General features: G+C 59.6%; 15 protein-coding genes. 8 read left to right on the top strand and 7 right to left on the bottom strand.

The window, feature by feature from the left end; genetic code table 11:
• Window positions 1-13: 13 nt before the first annotated feature.
• The 3 genes from HMPREF9451_RS08800 to dnaK all read right to left on the bottom strand — a co-directional run bounded on the left by HMPREF9451_RS08800 (window position 14) and on the right by dnaK (window position 3706).
• Window positions 14-985 carry a DnaJ C-terminal domain-containing protein gene (locus HMPREF9451_RS08800; protein WP_009139942.1) on the bottom strand — a complete coding sequence of 324 codons (972 nt, stop codon included), beginning with the start codon at window positions 983-985 and terminating at the stop codon, window positions 14-16.
• Between the two features lie 115 nt (window positions 986-1100).
• Entirely contained in the window at window positions 1101-1790 is a 690-nt protein-coding gene (gene grpE / locus HMPREF9451_RS08795) for a nucleotide exchange factor GrpE (protein ID WP_009139941.1), read from the bottom strand.
• Between the two features lie 2 nt (window positions 1791-1792).
• Window positions 1793-3706: a molecular chaperone DnaK gene (dnaK, locus tag HMPREF9451_RS08790; protein ID WP_009139940.1), complete on the bottom strand. Its 1914-nt coding sequence runs from the start codon at window positions 3704-3706 to the stop codon at window positions 1793-1795.
• A gap of 1069 nt (window positions 3707-4775) precedes the next feature.
• On the opposite strand from dnaK, the gene HMPREF9451_RS08780 reads away from it, so the two are divergent.
• A complete protein-coding gene (locus HMPREF9451_RS08780) occupies window positions 4776-5159 on the top strand; it encodes a helix-turn-helix domain-containing protein (RefSeq protein ID WP_009139938.1) in 384 nt (127 codons plus the stop codon).
• 734 nt (window positions 5160-5893) lie between these two features.
• Here HMPREF9451_RS08780 and HMPREF9451_RS08770 read toward each other — a convergent pair.
• Both HMPREF9451_RS08770 and HMPREF9451_RS08765 read right to left on the bottom strand, forming a co-directional pair.
• Window positions 5894-6628: a tyrosine-protein phosphatase gene (locus HMPREF9451_RS08770; RefSeq protein WP_009139937.1), complete on the bottom strand. Its 735-nt coding sequence runs from the start codon at window positions 6626-6628 to the stop codon at window positions 5894-5896.
• Window positions 6618-8225: a helix-turn-helix transcriptional regulator gene (locus HMPREF9451_RS08765; protein WP_009139936.1), complete on the bottom strand. Its 1608-nt coding sequence runs from the start codon at window positions 8223-8225 to the stop codon at window positions 6618-6620. Before HMPREF9451_RS08765 ends, HMPREF9451_RS08770 begins: the two co-directional genes overlap by 11 nt.
• 329 nt (window positions 8226-8554) lie before the next feature.
• Here HMPREF9451_RS08765 and HMPREF9451_RS08755 point away from each other — a divergent pair, with 329 nt between their 5' ends.
• The 3 genes from HMPREF9451_RS08755 (at window position 8555) to HMPREF9451_RS09750 (ending at window position 11842) form a co-directional block, all read left to right on the top strand.
• Entirely contained in the window at window positions 8555-10354 is a 1800-nt protein-coding gene (locus HMPREF9451_RS08755) for a molybdopterin-dependent oxidoreductase (RefSeq protein WP_009139935.1), read from the top strand.
• Window positions 10355-10365: 11 nt separating this feature from the next.
• On the top strand, window positions 10366-11424 hold the full coding sequence (locus HMPREF9451_RS08750; protein WP_009139934.1) for a molybdopterin-dependent oxidoreductase: 1059 nt from the start codon (window positions 10366-10368) through the stop codon (window positions 11422-11424).
• 286 nt (window positions 11425-11710) lie between these two features.
• Window positions 11711-11842, top strand: coding sequence for a LysR family transcriptional regulator (locus tag HMPREF9451_RS09750; protein WP_009139933.1), 132 nt, complete (start codon window positions 11711-11713; stop codon window positions 11840-11842).
• Between the two features lie 41 nt (window positions 11843-11883).
• Here the strand turns inward: HMPREF9451_RS09750 and HMPREF9451_RS08745 are convergent.
• Window positions 11884-13010, bottom strand: a protein-coding gene (locus HMPREF9451_RS08745) for an IS3 family transposase (protein WP_392391631.1) whose coding sequence is annotated in 2 segments (ribosomal slippage) — window positions 11884-12752 and window positions 12752-13010 — 1128 coding nt in all. Because the reading frame shifts where the segments join, the coding sequence is not laid out codon by codon here.
• A 63-nt stretch (window positions 13011-13073) separates the two neighbouring features.
• On the opposite strand from HMPREF9451_RS08745, the gene HMPREF9451_RS08735 reads away from it, so the two are divergent.
• The 4 genes from HMPREF9451_RS08735 (at window position 13074) to HMPREF9451_RS08720 (ending at window position 15337) form a co-directional block, all read left to right on the top strand.
• A complete protein-coding gene (locus tag HMPREF9451_RS08735; RefSeq protein WP_316245094.1) occupies window positions 13074-13523 on the top strand; it encodes a transposase in 450 nt (149 codons plus the stop codon).
• A 189-nt stretch (window positions 13524-13712) separates the two neighbouring features.
• On the top strand, window positions 13713-14564 hold the full coding sequence (locus tag HMPREF9451_RS08730) for an FAD-dependent oxidoreductase (protein WP_040626843.1): 852 nt from the start codon (window positions 13713-13715) through the stop codon (window positions 14562-14564).
• Window positions 14565-14650: 86 nt separating this feature from the next.
• Window positions 14651-14857, top strand: a complete 207-nt coding sequence (locus tag HMPREF9451_RS08725) for a hypothetical protein (RefSeq protein ID WP_009139930.1) — start codon at window positions 14651-14653, stop codon at window positions 14855-14857.
• 15 nt (window positions 14858-14872) lie between these two features.
• Entirely contained in the window at window positions 14873-15337 is a 465-nt protein-coding gene (locus tag HMPREF9451_RS08720; protein WP_009139929.1) for a hypothetical protein, read from the top strand.
• Window positions 15338-15636: 299 nt separating this feature from the next.
• Here the strand turns inward: HMPREF9451_RS08720 and HMPREF9451_RS08715 are convergent, their stop codons facing one another.
• Window positions 15637-17880, bottom strand: coding sequence for an oxidoreductase (locus HMPREF9451_RS08715; protein WP_009139928.1), 2244 nt, complete (start codon window positions 17878-17880; stop codon window positions 15637-15639).
• Window positions 17881-17896: the final 16 nt, after the last annotated feature.

Below are 17896 nucleotides of genomic sequence, written 5' to 3'. Positions count from 1 at the left end.
CTCGTTGCCTCCTTTACGCCGTCAATCCCGCACGAACATCGATGCCTTGCGCCTCGCATGCAGACTGGAAATCCTCCATGGCCTTTCTCTGCTCGGGCGAAAGATCCTTGGGCATTTCCACATGCAGCGTGATGCGAAGCGAACCCTGCGGGCCGCCCTTCACGTCGGGAGCTCCTTTGCCGCCCACGCGAAGCTGCGTGCCTTCCTGCGAACCGGCGGGAACCTTGATGCGAATCTTGGTTCCGTCGGGCGCGGGCACCACGATGCTTGCGCCAAGAACCGCCTCGGACACGGTGACAGGCACCGTCATGAGGACGTCCGCCCCATCGCGCGAGTAGATAGGATGATCGCTGATCTTTGTGGTGACCAGCAGGTCTCCGTTCGCGCCGCCGTTCGCACCTGCGGCGCCCTTGCCACGGAAACGAACGCGTCCGCCGCTTACGGCACCGGCGGGAACCTTCACATCAAGCGTTTCGGCGGCAGAAGAACCTGGCACCTTCACGCTCACTTTTTTCGTGCAGCCCCTGAACGCCTCGTCAAAGCTCACGTTCAGCGTAACGTTCATATCGCGACCCTGCTGCGGACGCGGCGCGCGCTGCTGACCGAAACCCGATCCGCCGAAGCCGCCGCCGAAGATATCGTTGATATCCCAGCTGCTGCCGAACGCGCCCTCGCCGCGGCGGATGCTCTCGAGAATATCCGCCCAGCTGCCGGCACCTGCGAACGGGTTCTGACCGGCGCCTGCGCCGCCCCATCCGTACGGAATGCGGTTTTCATCCGCCGTTCCATACTGGTCGTAGAGCTTGCGCTTCTTTTCGTCGCCCAGCACTTCGTAGGCCTCGTTGATTTCTTTGAACTTGGCCTCGTCGCCGCCGGCATCGGGATGGTGCGTACGAGCAAGCTTGCGGTACGCCTTCTTTATCTCATCGGCGGTGGCGGTTTTGGACACGCCGAGAATCTTGTAATAATCCGGTGTTGCTGCCACGACCGACCACCTTCCTTTCTTGTTCGTTCATGCCCTGTAACGATTTCGTTATTACGTCGTTACCAGTCGCTTTCTACAACGAAGGCGGACTGTGCGCCCGCCTTCGAAACTCGTATTATTCTTCTTCCGCCTCGCGCTTCGGGCCGCCTGAGGAGATGGTCACCATGGCGGGACGAAGGACCTTCTTACCCAAGCGATAGCCCTTCTGGTAAACCTGGGCCACCGTTTCGTCCGGGATGCTTTCGTCCGGCACCGTGGCTACAGCCTGGTGCTCAAGCGCGTCGAAGGCTTCGCCGGCAGGGTCGATTACCTGCAGGCCGTGCTTTGCAAACACCTGCGTGATCTTGGAGCTGATGGCTTTCACGCCATCAAGCAGGCCTTCTTCGCCGTTTTGCTCGGCGTGGGCAATCGCACGCTCGAAATCGTCGAGCACGGGAAGCACGTCTTCCATGAGCTTTTCCGCTGCGCGAATCTTCATATCAGCTGCTTCCTCGGCTGTGCGTTTGCGGTAGTTGTCCCATTCGGCCTGAAGGCGCAGGTAGCGATCTTTCATGGCAGCGGCTTCAGCTTCCGCAGCAGCAACGCGCTCGGCATCTGCCACAACGGCTTCGGCCTCGACGGCAATGTCTTCAGCCTCTTCGGAGACCTCATCTTCCGCAGCCGCGTCTTCGGCCTGCACGGCCTCTTCGGGCGCTTCGGGAGCGGCGGAAGCGCACTCGGCGCCTCCGCACTCCTTCTCTTCAGCGCCTTCGATGGGAATCTCTCGAGCGTCGTGCTCGGGGGTGTTCTTCTCGTCGGCAGCCATGATTACTTACCTTCGTTCTTGTCGTCGACAACCTCGTAGTCAGCCTCGATCGGACCATCGTCCGCCGGGTTTGCAGCACCTGCAGCGCCGGCGCCTGCGGCACCTTCTGCCTGCTGGGAGCTGTAAACGACCTCGGCCAGCTTGTAGCCCGCCTGCTGAAGTTTCTCACCTGCGGCCTTGATGGCCTCGATGTCGTTGCCCTCAAGTGCGGTGCGGGCCTCGGCGATGGCAGCCTCGGCAGCAGACTTCGTGTCGGCAGGAACCTTGTCACCCAGTTCGGAAAGCGTCTGCTCGGTTGCGTTCACCAAAGAGTCGGTGTTGTTGCGAGCCTCGGCCTCTTCCTTGCGCTTGGCGTCTTCGTCGGCATGAGCCTCAGCGTCTTTCACCATGCGATCGACTTCGTCGTCAGACAGGGCGGTGGAGCCGGAGATGGTGATCTGCTGCTGCTTGCCGGTGCCCAGATCCTTCGCAGAAACGTTCACGATGCCGTTGGCGTCGATGTCGAACGTGACCTCGATCTGGGGCACGCCGCGACGAGCTGCGGGGATGCCGGTGAGCTGGAAGCGGCCCAGGGTCTTGTTGTCGTTTGCCATCTGGCGCTCGCCCTGCAGAACGTGAATCTCAACGGAGGTCTGGTTGTCGGCCGCCGTGGAGTACACCTCGGTCTTGCGGGTGGGGATGGTGGTGTTACGATCGATCATCTTGGTCATAACACCGCCCATGGTCTCAACGCCCAGGGAAAGCGGGGTGACGTCCAGAAGAAGGATGCCCTCAACGTCGCCGGAAAGAACACCACCCTGAACAGCTGCGCCGATAGCAACAACCTCGTCCGGGTTCACGGACATGTTGGGGACCTTGCCGGTCATGGTCTTGGCGAGCTCCTGCACGGCGGGCATACGGGTGGAGCCGCCGACCAGGATGACTTCGTCGATCTGGCCGGTGGAAAGACCCGCATCCTTCAGTGCGCGCTCGACAGGCTGCTTGCAGCGATCGAGCAGGTCCTTGGTGATGCGCTCGAACTCCGCACGGGTCAGGGTGTAGTCAAGGTGCTTCGGGCCGGTTGCGTCAGCGGTGATAAAGGGCAGGTTGATGTTTGCCTGGGTGGTGCTGGAAAGCTCCATCTTAGCCTTTTCCGCCGCTTCCTTCAGACGCTGCAGAGCCATGGGGTCTGCCTTGAGGTCGATGCCGCCGTTGTCAGCCTTGAACTTGTCGGCCATCCAATCGATGACGCGCTGGTCCCAGTCATCGCCACCGAGGTGGTTATCGCCTGCGGTGGACAGAACCTCAAAGACGCCGTCGCCCAGCTCGAGCACGGACACGTCGAAGGTGCCGCCGCCCAGGTCGAAGACGAGAATCTTCTGGTCCTTCTCAACCTTGTCCATGCCGTACGCCAAAGCGGCTGCGGTGGGCTCGTTGATGATGCGCTTGACGTCAAGACCGGCAATCTTGCCTGCATCCTTGGTTGCCTGGCGCTGAGCGTCGTTGAAGTATGCGGGAACGGTGATGACAGCCTCGGTGATGGGGGCACCAACCTGCTTTTCAGCGTCAGCCTTCAGCTTCTGCAGAACCATGGCAGAAATCTCTTCGGGGGTGTAATCCTTGCCATCGATGTCTATGACAGCGCGGCCGTCCTTGCCGGAAACGACCTTGTAAGCGACGGTTTTCTGCTCTTCGGTGGTTTCGGCGAAGTTGCGGCCGATGAAGCGCTTGACAGAGGAAACGGTGTTCTGCGGGTTGGTAACCGCCTGGTTCTTTGCGGCCTTGCCCACTACGCGCTCGCCGTCCTTGCGGAAGCCCTCAACGGACGGCGTGGTGCGGTCGCCCTCGGCGTTGACCAGAATGGTAGGCTCGTTGCCCTCCATGACGGCCATGGCGGAGTTGGTGGTGCCAAGGTCGATACCAAGAATCTTGCCCATATCTATCAGTCCTTCCTTTGGTGCGAAAGCCGCTGTGCGCGGCCTTCGCGTGGCGGTTTCCCGCCGACTGTTATTACCTCGTTCGAGTGGCCCGTCCGAATGCTGCCGTGCAATGGCGAGCTCGACGTTGGGCCTGCACCTTCGGGGCTTAACCCTTTCGGTACCGCACCTTCAGAACTTCATTCTTTTGGTGCCGTACTTTCGGACCTCAACCCTTTCGGTACGATTGCCAATATAAAATCTAAGTCTGGTGTTGTCAACTTATCTCACAATTTATTCGGCATGTTACCTAAATGTCATTTTCGCTGATAATCTGGCAGATAGGGGCGCATGCGAAATATAGCCCGATCGCACAACACACAGCGACCACCCCGCGCGGCAAGGAATTCCCGTTGAGCTTCGTCGTCTCGTCATCATAAGAAAGCCGCGGACTCTGTCGGCGTAACAAAACCCCTTCCATGAGGGATCCCGTCAGTGCCAGAAAGGCTCCTTCCCGCATGGCTCGCACCTACGCATGCGGCCTAGCCTACGTGGCGCTCTCGCCTACGCATGCGGCCTAGCCTACGTGGCGCTCTCGCCGGTCGGACGGAGCCGATTGTGCGAGTGAGACCGTCCATCTATACTATTTCGTTCGCTTTTGCCAGCCCGAATGCACGTTGCGACGACATAGTATGGATGGGCCCCGGGCATTCGGCCCTCATCGGCGGCGATGTTTGCAAAACGCCAGGTCAGAAGCTCATGCTCGATTCCTCGGAAAAGAAGGGGAGCCGGCATCCATACTATTTCGTCGATGCGTGCATTTTCCTTGCACAAACGCACGAAATAGCATGGATTGCCGCTTCACGAATAGTCTGATGCTGATCGAAAATCACCCGTTTGAGCATGCCGCGATTCATCTGGTGCCCATTCTGTCAAGCATGCTGGACGATGTAGCATCATTTTGTCCAACATACTCGACGACCAAATGGCGCCATCAGCGAAGAATGGTGCACGTTTTTAATATTCATTGCGATTCCGCAACTATTTATTATGATAAGCATCTCGGAAACGCCTCGGCTAGGAGCCCACCATGCTATCTGTCTCCCAAAGCGCCGAAATACTCGGCATCTCTTCCGCACGTGTGCGGAAACTCGTCAGCGAAGGATCTCTCGACGGTGTAAAAATAGGCAGATCCTGGGCGCTGCAGGAAGCGTCGGTATACGACAGACTCTCGAAAAAGCCCGGCGCAGGAAGGCCTGCACGCACGACCAACGGCGCGCCCGCAGATAAACAAGTCCCAACACACGACCTGCACAGCCTTTACCTTGAATGCAAACAGGCGTTTCAATTCGAGCCTTCGCTCCAGGCCATCGAAGAGGCGGAGACACAGGAAGAAGCGGGGTTCTATATGGCGGTCGCCGACTACTTCCTGCAGCACAAGCAGCGCGAATTGATTGCCCAGGGAGTGTACTAATGAGCACGCAGGGATGCATCCTTGGAGACGAAAACGGCTCCGTACGAAACGCCGCCGATTGCGCAACGTTTCATCATGGATGTTGCGGGCAATGGCAAGCGAAGGGTGGCGCACCGAATAGCCAAGGCGTCCCAATGACGAACTGAACCCCTAATGTGCAAAAGGTCCCTATAGCTGGACAGGCGATGAACCGCCTTCTGGCGTGGGGCCCCACGCCAGAAGGCAAGATTGCTTGGCAGGGACTACCCCGCCAAATCCAAGCGGCGCTTCGCCGACAGATGCGCGACGGTGCCGGGAAGGAGGGGGGACGCGCTGGTCCTCGGCTTTCCCAGCAGAAAGAATGCTGTCCCGACGACGCGAAGGCGGAGAGCCTCTTCTCGATGGCAAAGACGAAACTTTGTCACGACCGGAAGGGGCGGCCACCTCGTGAAGGAACTTGACGGTACGACGACTCGCGCATAAGCGGCGCCTGAACAGAAACGGGGTCCTTTGCGCATTTTGGCTCTAGCTTAATTGTCGGAAGCGCCTTCATTAGACGCGTTGCCGTCGGCTCTCATCTAGCCGACCGTCGATAAACGGCATCGAATTGCACCCGCGGGACTTCTGCATGCATTTTCGTTATCGCAGCAATATGCGAGGCAGCCGTTCTTTTATGCTGGATAAGTGTCGGCATTCCCCCATTGGAATGATGCTGACGAATTCGGAGAAGATTTTCCCTGTCGGGATAATTCCGGTTAATTCGAGTGGAATTTTCCCGATTGGGATAATCCAACCCAGCCATCGAACGAACCGTAGCGCTCTTCGATAGCCGCCAGAAACACTTCCAGATATTCTTCGCGCGCTTCAAACATGGCGGCAAGAACCTCCACGGCATCGGGCGGCATAAGACCCGCATAGTGAGCAAGGTCTCGGCGGTTCATTTCGGCGTTGTATTCGTTGGTAAGAAGATAGTCCGCCATCACCGCATTGCGAGAAACTCCGCATGCGATCTGCGTGCTTGCGCACACCACGCCCACGCGGTCTTTTCCGTTTGCACAATGAACAAGCGCGGGTTTGCCGTCGGCGATGATTTTTCGCACAATGGCTCGCACCGCATCGGCGTGATCGGCCATGACGCCGTAAAGAAAACGCATGCGCTCTCCAGGAAGGCCGTAGGCCGCCTTCACGTGGCGCGATTTGGTTTCCTGCGTGCGGGATTCGTCGTCTTGCAAATCGACCGGGCACACGCGTATCTCGAAGGCGTCACAGACAGTAGCAGGTTCGGGGTTGGATACGCGCTCCGCTTCCTTACGCAAGTCGTAGACAACCTCAATTCCCAGCGCGCGCAACGCCTCTATATCCTCCGTCGTTGCATCGGTCAACGCGCGCGAACGAAACACCGCAGGACGTCCTTCGCGGCCATCAAGACCAGCGCACATGCGCAAACCTAGCTTTTCACGCAAACCGTGCGAAACGCCGTCATTCATCATGCGATGCCGCCCCTTCTTCCTGCCCCAGCAAAAGCGCCATCATCTCCTGGCGATCATGCACGCCGAGCTTCGCGTATATATGGGCCACATGGGTTTTCACCGTATTGCCCGATAGAACCAAGTCTTCCTGAATGCCCGCACGGGTACGCCCGCGCGCCATGCACGCAAACACATCGCGCTCGCGCGGCGAGAGGCCATAGACGTCGGCAAGGTTTTCGCAGCGCTGGGCAATCAAAGCATGAAGACGTTCCGTCGCATCGGACACCCCTTCGTCATGCTCATTGACAACGGCCTGCTCTGCCGATGCGGTGACCCCCAAAGAATCGGACGTGACTTCTTGCGAACCAGAAGCAGAGGCATCCTGCGCCCACGAGCCTCGGCTCCAGTTCGCCCGCATGGCAAACACCACCACGGCATAAGCCGCCAAAAGCACAAGCGTCGTATCGACCACTGTAGCGTGACTCATGAGCACAACCCAGACAATGGACACGCTCGCATACACCGCGCAGGCAAACCCGACCACGCGATACGAAGGAACGTCAAGCGCATCGAGCGCCGCAATAACCACGCACCAGAACAAAAGATGGGCAAACAGCTCGTCGAGCTGTACCACCATGCTCAAAAACATTGCTTCGGCGCTATTCGGCTCAATGCGCAGAGCCATGGCGAACATGCCTGCTAACGTCACCAATATGGCAGGCTGAAAACGCATGGAAACAGGACGCTCCTGCACGGCAATCAGCGCAAAGCGCCCGAAAACAACCAGGCATATGCCGCCAAGGGCGAGACTTGCCATCCATGCGATAGATTCAGAAAGGCTTGTGTGGGTGTCTCCCCACATGCCAAGGAAGCTCATGGCTCGCACGACGGCAAGAAGAATTGCCGCCACAGCCACAATGGCCATAAGGTCGCGCTTCTCGGAGCGGCCCATAGCCACAACGCGCGGACGGCTGGGAATACCGAATTCCGTATGCGTGCGCGATTTGCGAGCCGAAACCCCGGGATCGACCCATGGATTGCGCTCCACTTGATGCTTTGCCGCAACACGGGCGGCCTCGAAGACGAGAGCGGAAAGGAGGGGCAGGACGACGGCGACGGCAACCTGAACGTCCGAACCAAAAGAAGCGCCAAACGCTTCCACAAGCACAAGTTTTGCAAACAAAGCCGCCACGATACTCCATACCGCGCACGAAAACAGCTGCGTGCGGGCAAGCAACAGGTTGTAACGGGCAACCAGCCAAAAATACCCCACGCCCGACACGCACAGGCCGAACGCAGCCAAAGCGCCCGGGTCGAAAAGATCCTGCCGGTAGGCCAAGGCGAAACACGCTGTGCCCATAGAAGCAAGCAAGGGCAGAACCGTAACAAACAGCCTGTTTCCTTTGCGCATTCCGTGGGGAAATGCGGCGAATAAAACGCTCAACACCAGAATGCCCGCCAAGAAGAACGTGCGCGGGTTCGTCCAGCCTTGCATGCCGTCGGAAGCAGGCATGAAACCCAGGGTATGCCCCATAAGGGTGCACCATACAAGATTGAGGCAAGAGCCGAGCGCGCACAGCACAACGCAGGCGTTCGGCCGCGATAGAGAAACGCCCATGCGCACCCCCCTTGATTCCCCTTGCAGCAAAAGACGTTCCGGCCGATTTTATCCCAATACCTCGCGAAAGGAAAACAAAAGCGGCAATCACCCTTTTGGGCGATGCCTCTGAACTGGCATTTCGTGAAAATCGTATTTCGCGGCGATACCAGTTTTGCATGCAGCTTCCTACCATAACCTTGCATGCGCGCGCAGGAGCCATGGGACACGCCCTCCTTTTTGCCCCTTGCCCTGCGCGCGCCTTCGTCTAAAGGGGAGGAAAGGAGGATTCGATAAGACGAAGGCACAGACGGAAACACCGTCATCACGTGATACAACAAGGGAGACATATGTCTATCAAAAGCAAAATTGCGATAATCGCAGCATGCCTTACCTGCGCGCTCTGCTGCGTAGCGGGATGCACTCCGCAAGAGCAGCCCGACCAAACGCCGGCAAGCGCGCCGACTGCAAACGAAAACACCGAAGAAACCGCCGTCACACCCGAGCAGCAGAAGGTCATCGACGGCGAAGAAGGCATCACCAATGCCGACATCAACGAAGAGGCGTATCCCGGCAAGGAATACCTCGACGGGCTCTACGACCGCTGGGAAACCATCGGCGAGGAGCATGCTCCCGAAATCCGCACGCTTCCCAACGGCCAGATGGTGCAGCGCACTCCCACCGAGTACGAAGTGAATCCCGATGCCTGGCAGATCCAGGCGGGCTCCAACTCCTACAACACCTACTGGCTGGGCTCTGACAGCCGCGGCTGCGAGTCGTGCCACGCCGACCTGGACGCCTTGCTGAAGAACCTGCCCTACGAGCATCCCGTGGCATGGAACGAGGCTCTTGGCAACGAAACCACCGTCCAGCAGTGCCTGTTCTGCCACTCCTACGCTCCCGGCTACATTGCCAAGCAGTACGAGTTCGGCACCCTGATGCACGGCATCCACTACTCCGGCCCGGGCAAGGGCAAGTTCGAGGGCGACTACGAAGGCAGCTGCATGTCCTGTCACAACGGCACCGAGAACGGCGAAGGCCTGCAACTTTGGGACCTCACCAAGTACGAGCGCCTCTGGGGCATCAACAAGGTCGAAAATGTCCAGGGCGACTTCTCCATCGACCAGGAGATGACGCAGAGCCAAGACGAGGTGTTCTCCTACGACTGGATGCATGCCTACTATGACAACATGCGCCACGGCGCAGGCGTAAACGGCCTGAACCTCGAAATGCCGCAGAGCCTGTTCGACAACTGGGAAATCACCATCGAGGGCAACGTCCCTAATCCCTACACCGCCAAGCTTCCCGACCTGATCGCCGAAGCCGAAGAGGCGGGCGTGGTCGTGAACAAGACCTCCAAGATGGTCTGCAACTGGAACCCGGTCGGCGGAGGCGGCGTGACCAACACCGAAATCACCGGCATCCCCGTGAGCTGGCTGGTTGAAAAGGCCGGCGGATACCTCGACGACACCACGGGCGTGCGCGTCATGCGCGCCGACGGCAGCTCCAAGCGCGCCTTCCCGAAGGACAAGCTCGACGACAACGAAGCGCTGCTCGTCTACAAGATCGGCGGCGAATACCTTGACGCAACGCGCGGCTACCCCTGCACCAACTGGGTCGAGGGCGTCGACGCCCAAATCAACTCCAAGCAGGTCGCAAGCTACAACGTTACCAACGAGGACATCGACTACACCGACAAGTGGGCCGGCAACCCCAATGCCTGGCAGAACGAGGCCGGCGACATGATGAACAAGCCCAATGCCACCATCCTCGGCGTGCCCGACGGCTTGATCGTCCAGAACGGCCAGCCCTACACCTTCAACGGCTACGTCGACGGCTACGACCAGCAGATCGCCAGCGTCGAGTTTTCCATGGACCAGGGCGAAACCTGGACCAAGTTCGACCTTGACGAAACCGACGTGAACAAGATGGTCTGGTGGAATTTCACCTGGACGCCCGAGAAGGAAGGCGCCTACTGCCTGACTGTCCGCGCAACCACCGCCGATGGTCTGACCAGCTACGAAACCCAGACGGTCATGATCAATGCGAAAGACGTCATGCCCACGCCCGAGCAGACTACCGTGCTTGAAACGGCAAGCCTGGTTCCCGCTCCGACCGCAGACGCCACCGCCGAAGAAGAAGAGAAATAGGAGGGCCTGCCATGAAGTTTTCCACTCCTAAGAAGGTCCTGGCTGGAGCGGCGGGCGTCGCTCTGATCGCCTCGGGCGCCACCGTGGCATTCGCCGAGAACGGCCCGCAGGCCGAAGGCCTTTCGCACGACATCGACGGCAACACCATCGATTCGCACCGTCTGACGATCGACAAGGACTTCACGCACGTCGCCGACGTACAGGGCGAGTTCGCCTTCAACCAGGAAGGCGTGACCCCCAACGACGAGCTGTTCAACGTGTTCGGAACCGCGCTCACCTCGATGTGTTCGAAGCCGTCCGTCGAAATGCTCGACAACGGCGAAGGCATCGCCAACTACTACATCAACGTGGGCGGCAACATCAAGAAGAACTTCACCGTAAACGTGTCCGAGATGAAGGACTCCGAGGAAACCGCCCTTATGGGATGCTCCTGCGCCACGGGCAAGCCGTTCGGCCAGGCCGCCGTCGTGGGCGTTCCGCTGGAGTCTATCGTGGGCATGGCCGACCTCGAAGAAGGCGTGAACACCGTGACCGCCTACGGTGCCGACGGCTTCGGCCAGGCGCTGCCCCTGCAGTACGCCCTCGATAAAAAGGCCATGCTGGTATACGAAGTGAACGGCGAAGGCCTGAAGTCCACCGACGGCTCCGCCGTGCAGATGTGGCTTCCCGAGACGGTCGCCCGCTACTTCACGCGCGATATCGTGAACATCGAGCTGACGCGCCAGGCGGAAGAGCCTGCCGTGCAGCAGGTCGACCCGCAGTTCCGCAACAAGATCGACATCCTCAACACCTCCGAGGGATGCGTATTCAAGGCTGGCTACGACATCACCTTCGAGGGCGTGGCCGACGACTGCGGCTCGCCGATCACCGCGATCGAATTCTCGTTCGACGACGGAGCCACCTGGACCAGCTGCGCCACCGACGGCGCAACGGCCGACAAGTGGGTGAACTGGCAGTTCACCACGTCGTTCGCCGAGCCGGGCAGCTACAACCTGTCCGTGCGCGCCAAGACCGCCGACGGCGTGGTGTCTCCGCTGGAGGCATCGCTCGAGTTCGAGGTCATCGAATAGAGCTGCACGCGAGGCTGCAAAGGCAACGAACGACACGCGTCAACCAACGTGACGCAAACGCAGGAAAGGGAGCCCCGGGCTCCCTTTCCTTGTATCTGACGAGCGCAAGATCACCTTCCATAACCAGAGTGAATCGCATTGCCATCTCGACGCAATCGAGTCTCTCCCGTTCGGCGGCGCTAAGACGCCGGCGCGGTCTGATAAGATGCGCTCTCAGAAATCGAGGCAAGAATCAAATTCTAAAATCCAACAAGCCTGGCCTGGAGAGCGGAGAGGCGGCAGGACCATGAGGGTAAACCAGCTTCAATACTTCGAATCGGTCGCGCGCAACTTGAGCTTCACGAAAGCGGCCGAAGAATGCCACGTTGCGCAGCCTGCCATCAGCCAGCAGATCCATGCGCTCGAGCAGGAACTGTGATTGATGTGGCTGATGTGGCAACATCTTTTTGGGCGATCCGGTCAGAGACTCAGGCCCGCCTCCCTGAACCCGACCGGGGTCATGTAGCCCAGCGTCGAGTGCAGCCTGCAGTTGTTGTACCAGTTTACCCAGTCGAACAGCTCGGTCCTCAGATGCTCCTCCGAGGCGAAGGGGCGCCCCCGCACCAGCTCTCGCTTGAGCACCCTGTTCGTCGACTCGACCACTGCGTTGTCGTGGGGGTTGCCGGGGCGCGAGACCGACCTCTCGATGCCGAAGGCCGAGAGCAGCGCGTCGATCTCCGCGTTGCAGAACTCCGACCCTCCGTCGCTGTGGAACATCTCGACTTCGTCTAGCGGGAAGTCCACGTTCGAGAACGCCGCCTTGACCAGGCGCGCGTCCTTGCGCCGCCCGCACGAGCTGCCGACTATCTCGCGGTTGCACAGGTCGACCAGGAGGCAGACGTAGCACCACGAGCCGCCGGCGCGGACGTAGGTGAGGTCGGCCGCCAGGTGGGTGCGCGGGGGGTGGCCGTCGAACCTCCTCGCCAGCACATTCCCCGCGGAAGGCGGCTGCGCGGGCCCGCGGCCTCCCCGCGGGGCGCGTCCCGAGTACGCGCTCGCCAGGCCGTTCTCCCTCATGATGCGGCATATCCTGCGCCTCGAGGCGACGACTCCCGACCTCGCGAGGACGATCTTCAGCCTCCTCGCCCCGTATCCGCCGCGGGACGCCTCGAAGGCGCCGACCACGTCCGGCTCGATCGGGTCGGGGGCCTTCGGGCGCGGCGGGTGCGCGAGCATGTGGTAGTAGGTCGAGCGCGGGACGCCCAGGATCCTGCACTGCGCCGATACCGGGTAGCGGCGGGCGTTGGCCGCTATCACCGTCACTTTCGTGCGAATATCAGCGCCGCTTGTTTTAAAACATCGACCTCCATCCGCAGCCGCGCGTTCTCGCGCTCGAGCTCGAGCAGCCTCGACTCCTCGGGCGTGCGGTTGTCCGCCGCGCGGGTGGAGCCGGTCTCGTGGACGAGCTTCACCCAGCGCCGGAACGTCGACCTGCCGAGATCGTACTCGCGCATGATCTCGGCGGCGGGCTTCCCGCCGTCGTAGAGCGCCACGATCTGGCGCTTGAACTCCTCGGTGAACTTCCTCGGGTGCTTCGGGTCGCGCATCGGAGCCTCCTTCCGCAAAGGGCCCTCCGTCCCTCATGAAACCGTCCAAAACAGTATAGCCACATCAGCCACATCACCGAGAACTCCGTCGAGATCGGGGCGCTGACCGCCGAGATATCCGCGCTGCCCGCATCCGACGAGACGTACAGATGCCTGCTCACCGTGCCGGGAATAGGGCCGAGGACGGCATCCGAGCTGGTCATATCCATCGACATCGCCGACTTTCCCAGCCACGACAAGCTCGCGTCGTACTGCGGGCTCGCGCCGCGCAACCGGCGATCCGGCACGTCGATATCGTCGGTGTCCGCTTCGCGGCGGGGCAACAAGAGGCTGAAGAACCTGCTCATATTCTCGTGCAACTGCCTTGCGCGAAGCCATGGCCGATGGGGAGACTACTACGCCGAATGCAGGGGCAGGGGCATGCCTCACGGCAAGGCGATCAAGGCGCTCGCCAGGAAGAGACTCAAGGTGATCTACGCGGTCATGAGAGACAAGACGACCTATTCCGCCTAAGCGATTCCGCCTAAGCGGAGCAAGGCGAAAACCCAAGGCCCGCTCGGGTCGGCGTCAGCATTGCCAAAAACCATCGCCGAAAAGACGAGTCACCCTTGACAGAACTATAGGAACACCCCCTTTTTTTACTTCCTATGCTTTCGTCCATGGAGATTCCGATCGAAAGAGACGAAGGGAGTAGAAGTGGGAATGATGGAGAAGGGGCTTTCCCGCCGCAATTTCCTGGCGGGTGCGGCAGCGGACATCGTCGGTGTTGCGGGCGCGGGCATGCTGGCATCCTGCGGCACTCCGCAGAAGGCGGACGAAGGCCAGTCGGCGGATTCCGGTCAGACGGAAGCGGCTGCCCTTAAGGAACCCACCTCTACGCGCGATGCGGACATCGTCATAGTGGGATCCGGCGCTGCGGGATGCTTGGCGGCCTACGAGGCGGCCAAGCTCGGCGTGGACAAGGTCCTGGTGGTCACCAAGAGCGGCAATGCGACCAACTCGAACTTCAATGCGATCACCGGCACATACGCCGTCGAAACCGAGGGCACCAAGTCCATCGGGCAGGACTACAGCCTTGTCGATATGTACCAACGCATGATTTCGTTCGCCCACTGGACGGTCAATGCCAAGCTGCTGCGCGATTGCGTCATGCTGCTGCCCGAAAACATCACCATCCTGCAGGAGATGGGTGCGGAGACCGCCATCCTGGGCGATCGCTACAACGCCGGTTTCACCTGCGTGCACGGATTCGTCACGACCGATAAGGGCATTCCCGTCGAGCAGGCGCTGACCGGGATGGGTGTCGAACTCCTCTACGATGCGCCGGCCACGCACATTCTCATGCAGGATGACAAGGCGGTCGGCATCCAGTGCGAGCAGGGCAAAGACGTCATCAACGTCAACGCCAAGGCGGTGCTGGTGTGCACAGGCGGCTACATGGCCAACGAGGAGATGCTCAAGCAGGTCTACGGCAATGTGACGCTGTGTAACATGGGGTCCGAGAAGAACACCGGCGACGGCCAGCGCATGGTGCTGGAGGCCGGCGGTGTCTAGGACCGCATCCATGGCCTGGGCATGAACGATATCTACGGCATGAACGCGAAGAGCACCATCTCCGCGTTCTCGATGCGAATCCCTTCATGCAGCTCGCCTTCTATGGCGGTCTGCTGGTCAACCCCGACGGCAAGCGCTTCATGAACGAATACATGCTGGCTCAGGAGCCCCTGAGCGGCGGCGCTGAGGCAACGCCGCATCAGCAGCGCTACTACGCCGTGTTCAGCGGCAAGGTTGTGGACTCCATGAAGGAGACCAGCTACTACGAGAGCATCGGCAAACCGGCCGTTTGAACCTCTGCGGCAACGATGCTCAATGCGCCCATCGCCGATTCCGATACAAATCTTGCCAAGGCCATCGAAGAAGGCTGGTGCTACAAGGCCGATTCCATCGAGGCGCTCGCTGAAGCGGCTGCGCTGCCCGATCTGGCTGCCACGGTGACGGAATACGATGGAATGGTTGCCGCGGGTCAGGACACGCTGCTCTTCAAGCGCGACGAGTTCCTGCAGCCTGTCGAGGATGAATCCTCTGAGTACTACGCATTCGAGTACAATCCGAGCGCGTTCAACACGTTCGGCGAAGCCCGCACCGATGAGTTCTGCCGCGTGTTGGATGTGGACTTCAATCTCATCGACGGTCTGTATGTCGGCGGCGTCGAAAACGGCAGCCTGTTCAGCACCCCGTACTACGATTGCGGCGGTTCGTGCTCTGGTCTGTCCATGTCCTCCGGCCGTTTGGCCGCTCGCCATATGGCGGAATACATCAAAGACTAACTCCCCAGCTGGCCCAAACTCCAAAACCCCTCCCAGGTCCGCCGCGCATCCCCTCCGCGCTGCGGACCTCCCCTGTTTGACGGATTACGACTCGCCCAATTGACGCGCATCTGCAGCGAACGTGCTGCCCCGATGCACAATGGCCGCCATGCAACATTTCAGAAAAGTCTCATTAGATTTACCGCGAGCGAACACGCCAACAGCATGCGTATCCGCGACGACCATCACGGCACCGATTCTTGCCCAATTGCATCGTCAAACGAAGGGCGCAGCAATGCCGCGCCCTTCGCCTGGAGGGATCAGATCTGGCGTGCTGCAGCGTTGCCAGAGAAGATAGCCTCATCGATATTGAAAGGACGAGCGCAATCTCCGACGGTATATACATCCACGGAAAGGCCTTCGGCCAATTCGACATTCGGCAGGCAATCGGTGGCATCTACCAACGTGCCGCACGCGAGCTCCTGCTCGAGGCCGGTTTCCGTCGTGATGGTAATTGAACCGTCGCCGACGCTATTCACAGAAGCCTTCGGCCAGAAACGCACGCCAAGCGCTTTCATCGTTGGCTGCGTGTAGGTACGCACCCAGTAAGAGTGGCCGATACCAATGGCTCCAGCTTCGCTGGGGGTCACAACCTGAACGTGCTTTCCCTGCGCGAGCAAATACATTGCCGTATCAATCGCTTGAACGTTCGAACCCGCAATCACAACGTCATCAGCGATATCTGCGGTCAGGAAGTCTTCGACCGAGACCACGTTCGTGCCATTGCTCGAGGAAAGACCCAACGATGCACGCTTTCCTCCTGTAGCAATGACCACCGCATCAGGGTTCTTCTCGTTGATGAATGCAGCATCGACCTCCTGGTTCGTGACCACTTCGACACCGTTAACTTCCATCTGCTTGACGAAGTAGTTCCTCAGGACCGCAAGGTTTTCATGAGGGCCCTTCACGTTGTTAGCAAATTCGAGCAGGCCGCCCAGGGAACCATCTTTCTCGTAGATAGTCACTTTGTGACCGCGCTGCGCGGCGACGCGCGCAGCCTCCATGCCTGCAGGACCCGCACCAACAACCATGACGTTTTTTACCGTACTAGCCGGCTCTGGCTCATAACCGCCAGTCAGCTGGCCGGATGCGAAGCGGAACGGATGAGCTGCGTTTGTACGGCAGCTGAAAATCTGGTTACCGCTGGCGTCAGAATCCCAGTGACAGTGCATGCAGCGCGTGCAGGGTCTAATCTCGTCCAATCGCCCTTCCTCAAGCTTCTTGAGGTAGTCGTAGTCGACGCTCAGAGGTCGGTTCATCAGGATAAAGTCGAGCTCGCCGTTAGCTATGAGCGACTCGAAGAACTCGGGGTCACGAGCTGGATCCATGTAAGTAACGGCACCCACGGGAATGCTCACGGCCTTTTTGATCTCCGCAGCAACCTTGGTCATGATGCCCAGGCCAGACTGGTCGGCTTTAAGCATGCCCTGCCAGTGACGCTGGAAGTCGAACTGCGTACCATAGCCCGAAGTGCCTTCAATTCCGTAGCCCGTGAAGTACAAATCGCCGGCGAATTCTGCAACGTGCTGGCCGCAGGGCCCGATACGAACATGCAAGGAATCCGCACCCGCTTCCTCGATGAGCTTACACATTGCCTTGTTCTCTTCGACCGTAGTGAACAAGGCGTTATCGCCGATGTTCTTATCGTTCTCTTCCACGCCATTAATGAGCACCTGGATGGGGAAATCCTTGCCACAGCGCTCCTTGATGCCGCGCACGACTTCGCACACGAACCGAGTGCGGCTCTCGAAGGTCTGCGGGCCGTATTCGTCGTCACGTTTGTTCCTGTTACGAGACATAAAGGTCTGGCCGATATTCTCACCGGCAGCGTTGATTTCCACGCAGTCAAATCCGCATCGCTGCAGCGTTTCGGCAGCCGTAATGGTATCGGCGATCAGGTCGCTAATCTCCTGCGCAGTCATATCCATGCAGTCAGACGACTGGAAGATCGCCGTCGGATCGGGCTGGAAGCCGCTAAACTCCAGACCCATAGTTGCAAGCTGGTAGCCCGCAAGGCTGCCGTTGTCGTGGATGTTGTCGACGAAGGCGGTGAGCTCTTCTTCTTTCCAATCCACGAATTTGCCCACATCGGGGATGGCGCGGAAGTGCGGATAGAGCTCAGCGAAGTCGTCGCAGTAGACGATGGACGCCCCGCCTTTCGCGAGCAAACCGTAATGCTGCATGTGCAAATCGCCAGTGATTCCCTGAGAAGTCACACCGATAAAGCCTGCGGCAGATTTCACCACGCGATTGGGAAGCGTAAGCGACCCCATGGTCCATTCGGTGAAAAGAGAGGGGCACGCGCCGGTTGCTGCTGTGTCTGTTTCAACCTGCGGATTGAGTTTGGCGGCATGTGCGCGCACATTCTCTTCAGAGGCCGCCTCGGAGGCACTGCTAGCTTCCGGGGCGGTTTTCGGCGCGCAGCCAACGATGCCTAAAGAGGCCAACGCACCCGCTGTAACCGCAGTTCCCGTCAGAAACGAACGTCTTGATATATCCCCCATGTTCATTCCTCCTTGC

The sequence above is a fragment of the Slackia piriformis YIT 12062 genome, from assembly GCF_000296445.1.
GTDB lineage: Bacteria > Actinomycetota > Coriobacteriia > Coriobacteriales > Eggerthellaceae > Slackia > Slackia piriformis.
This window is presented reverse-complemented; position numbering and strand designations above follow the sequence as displayed.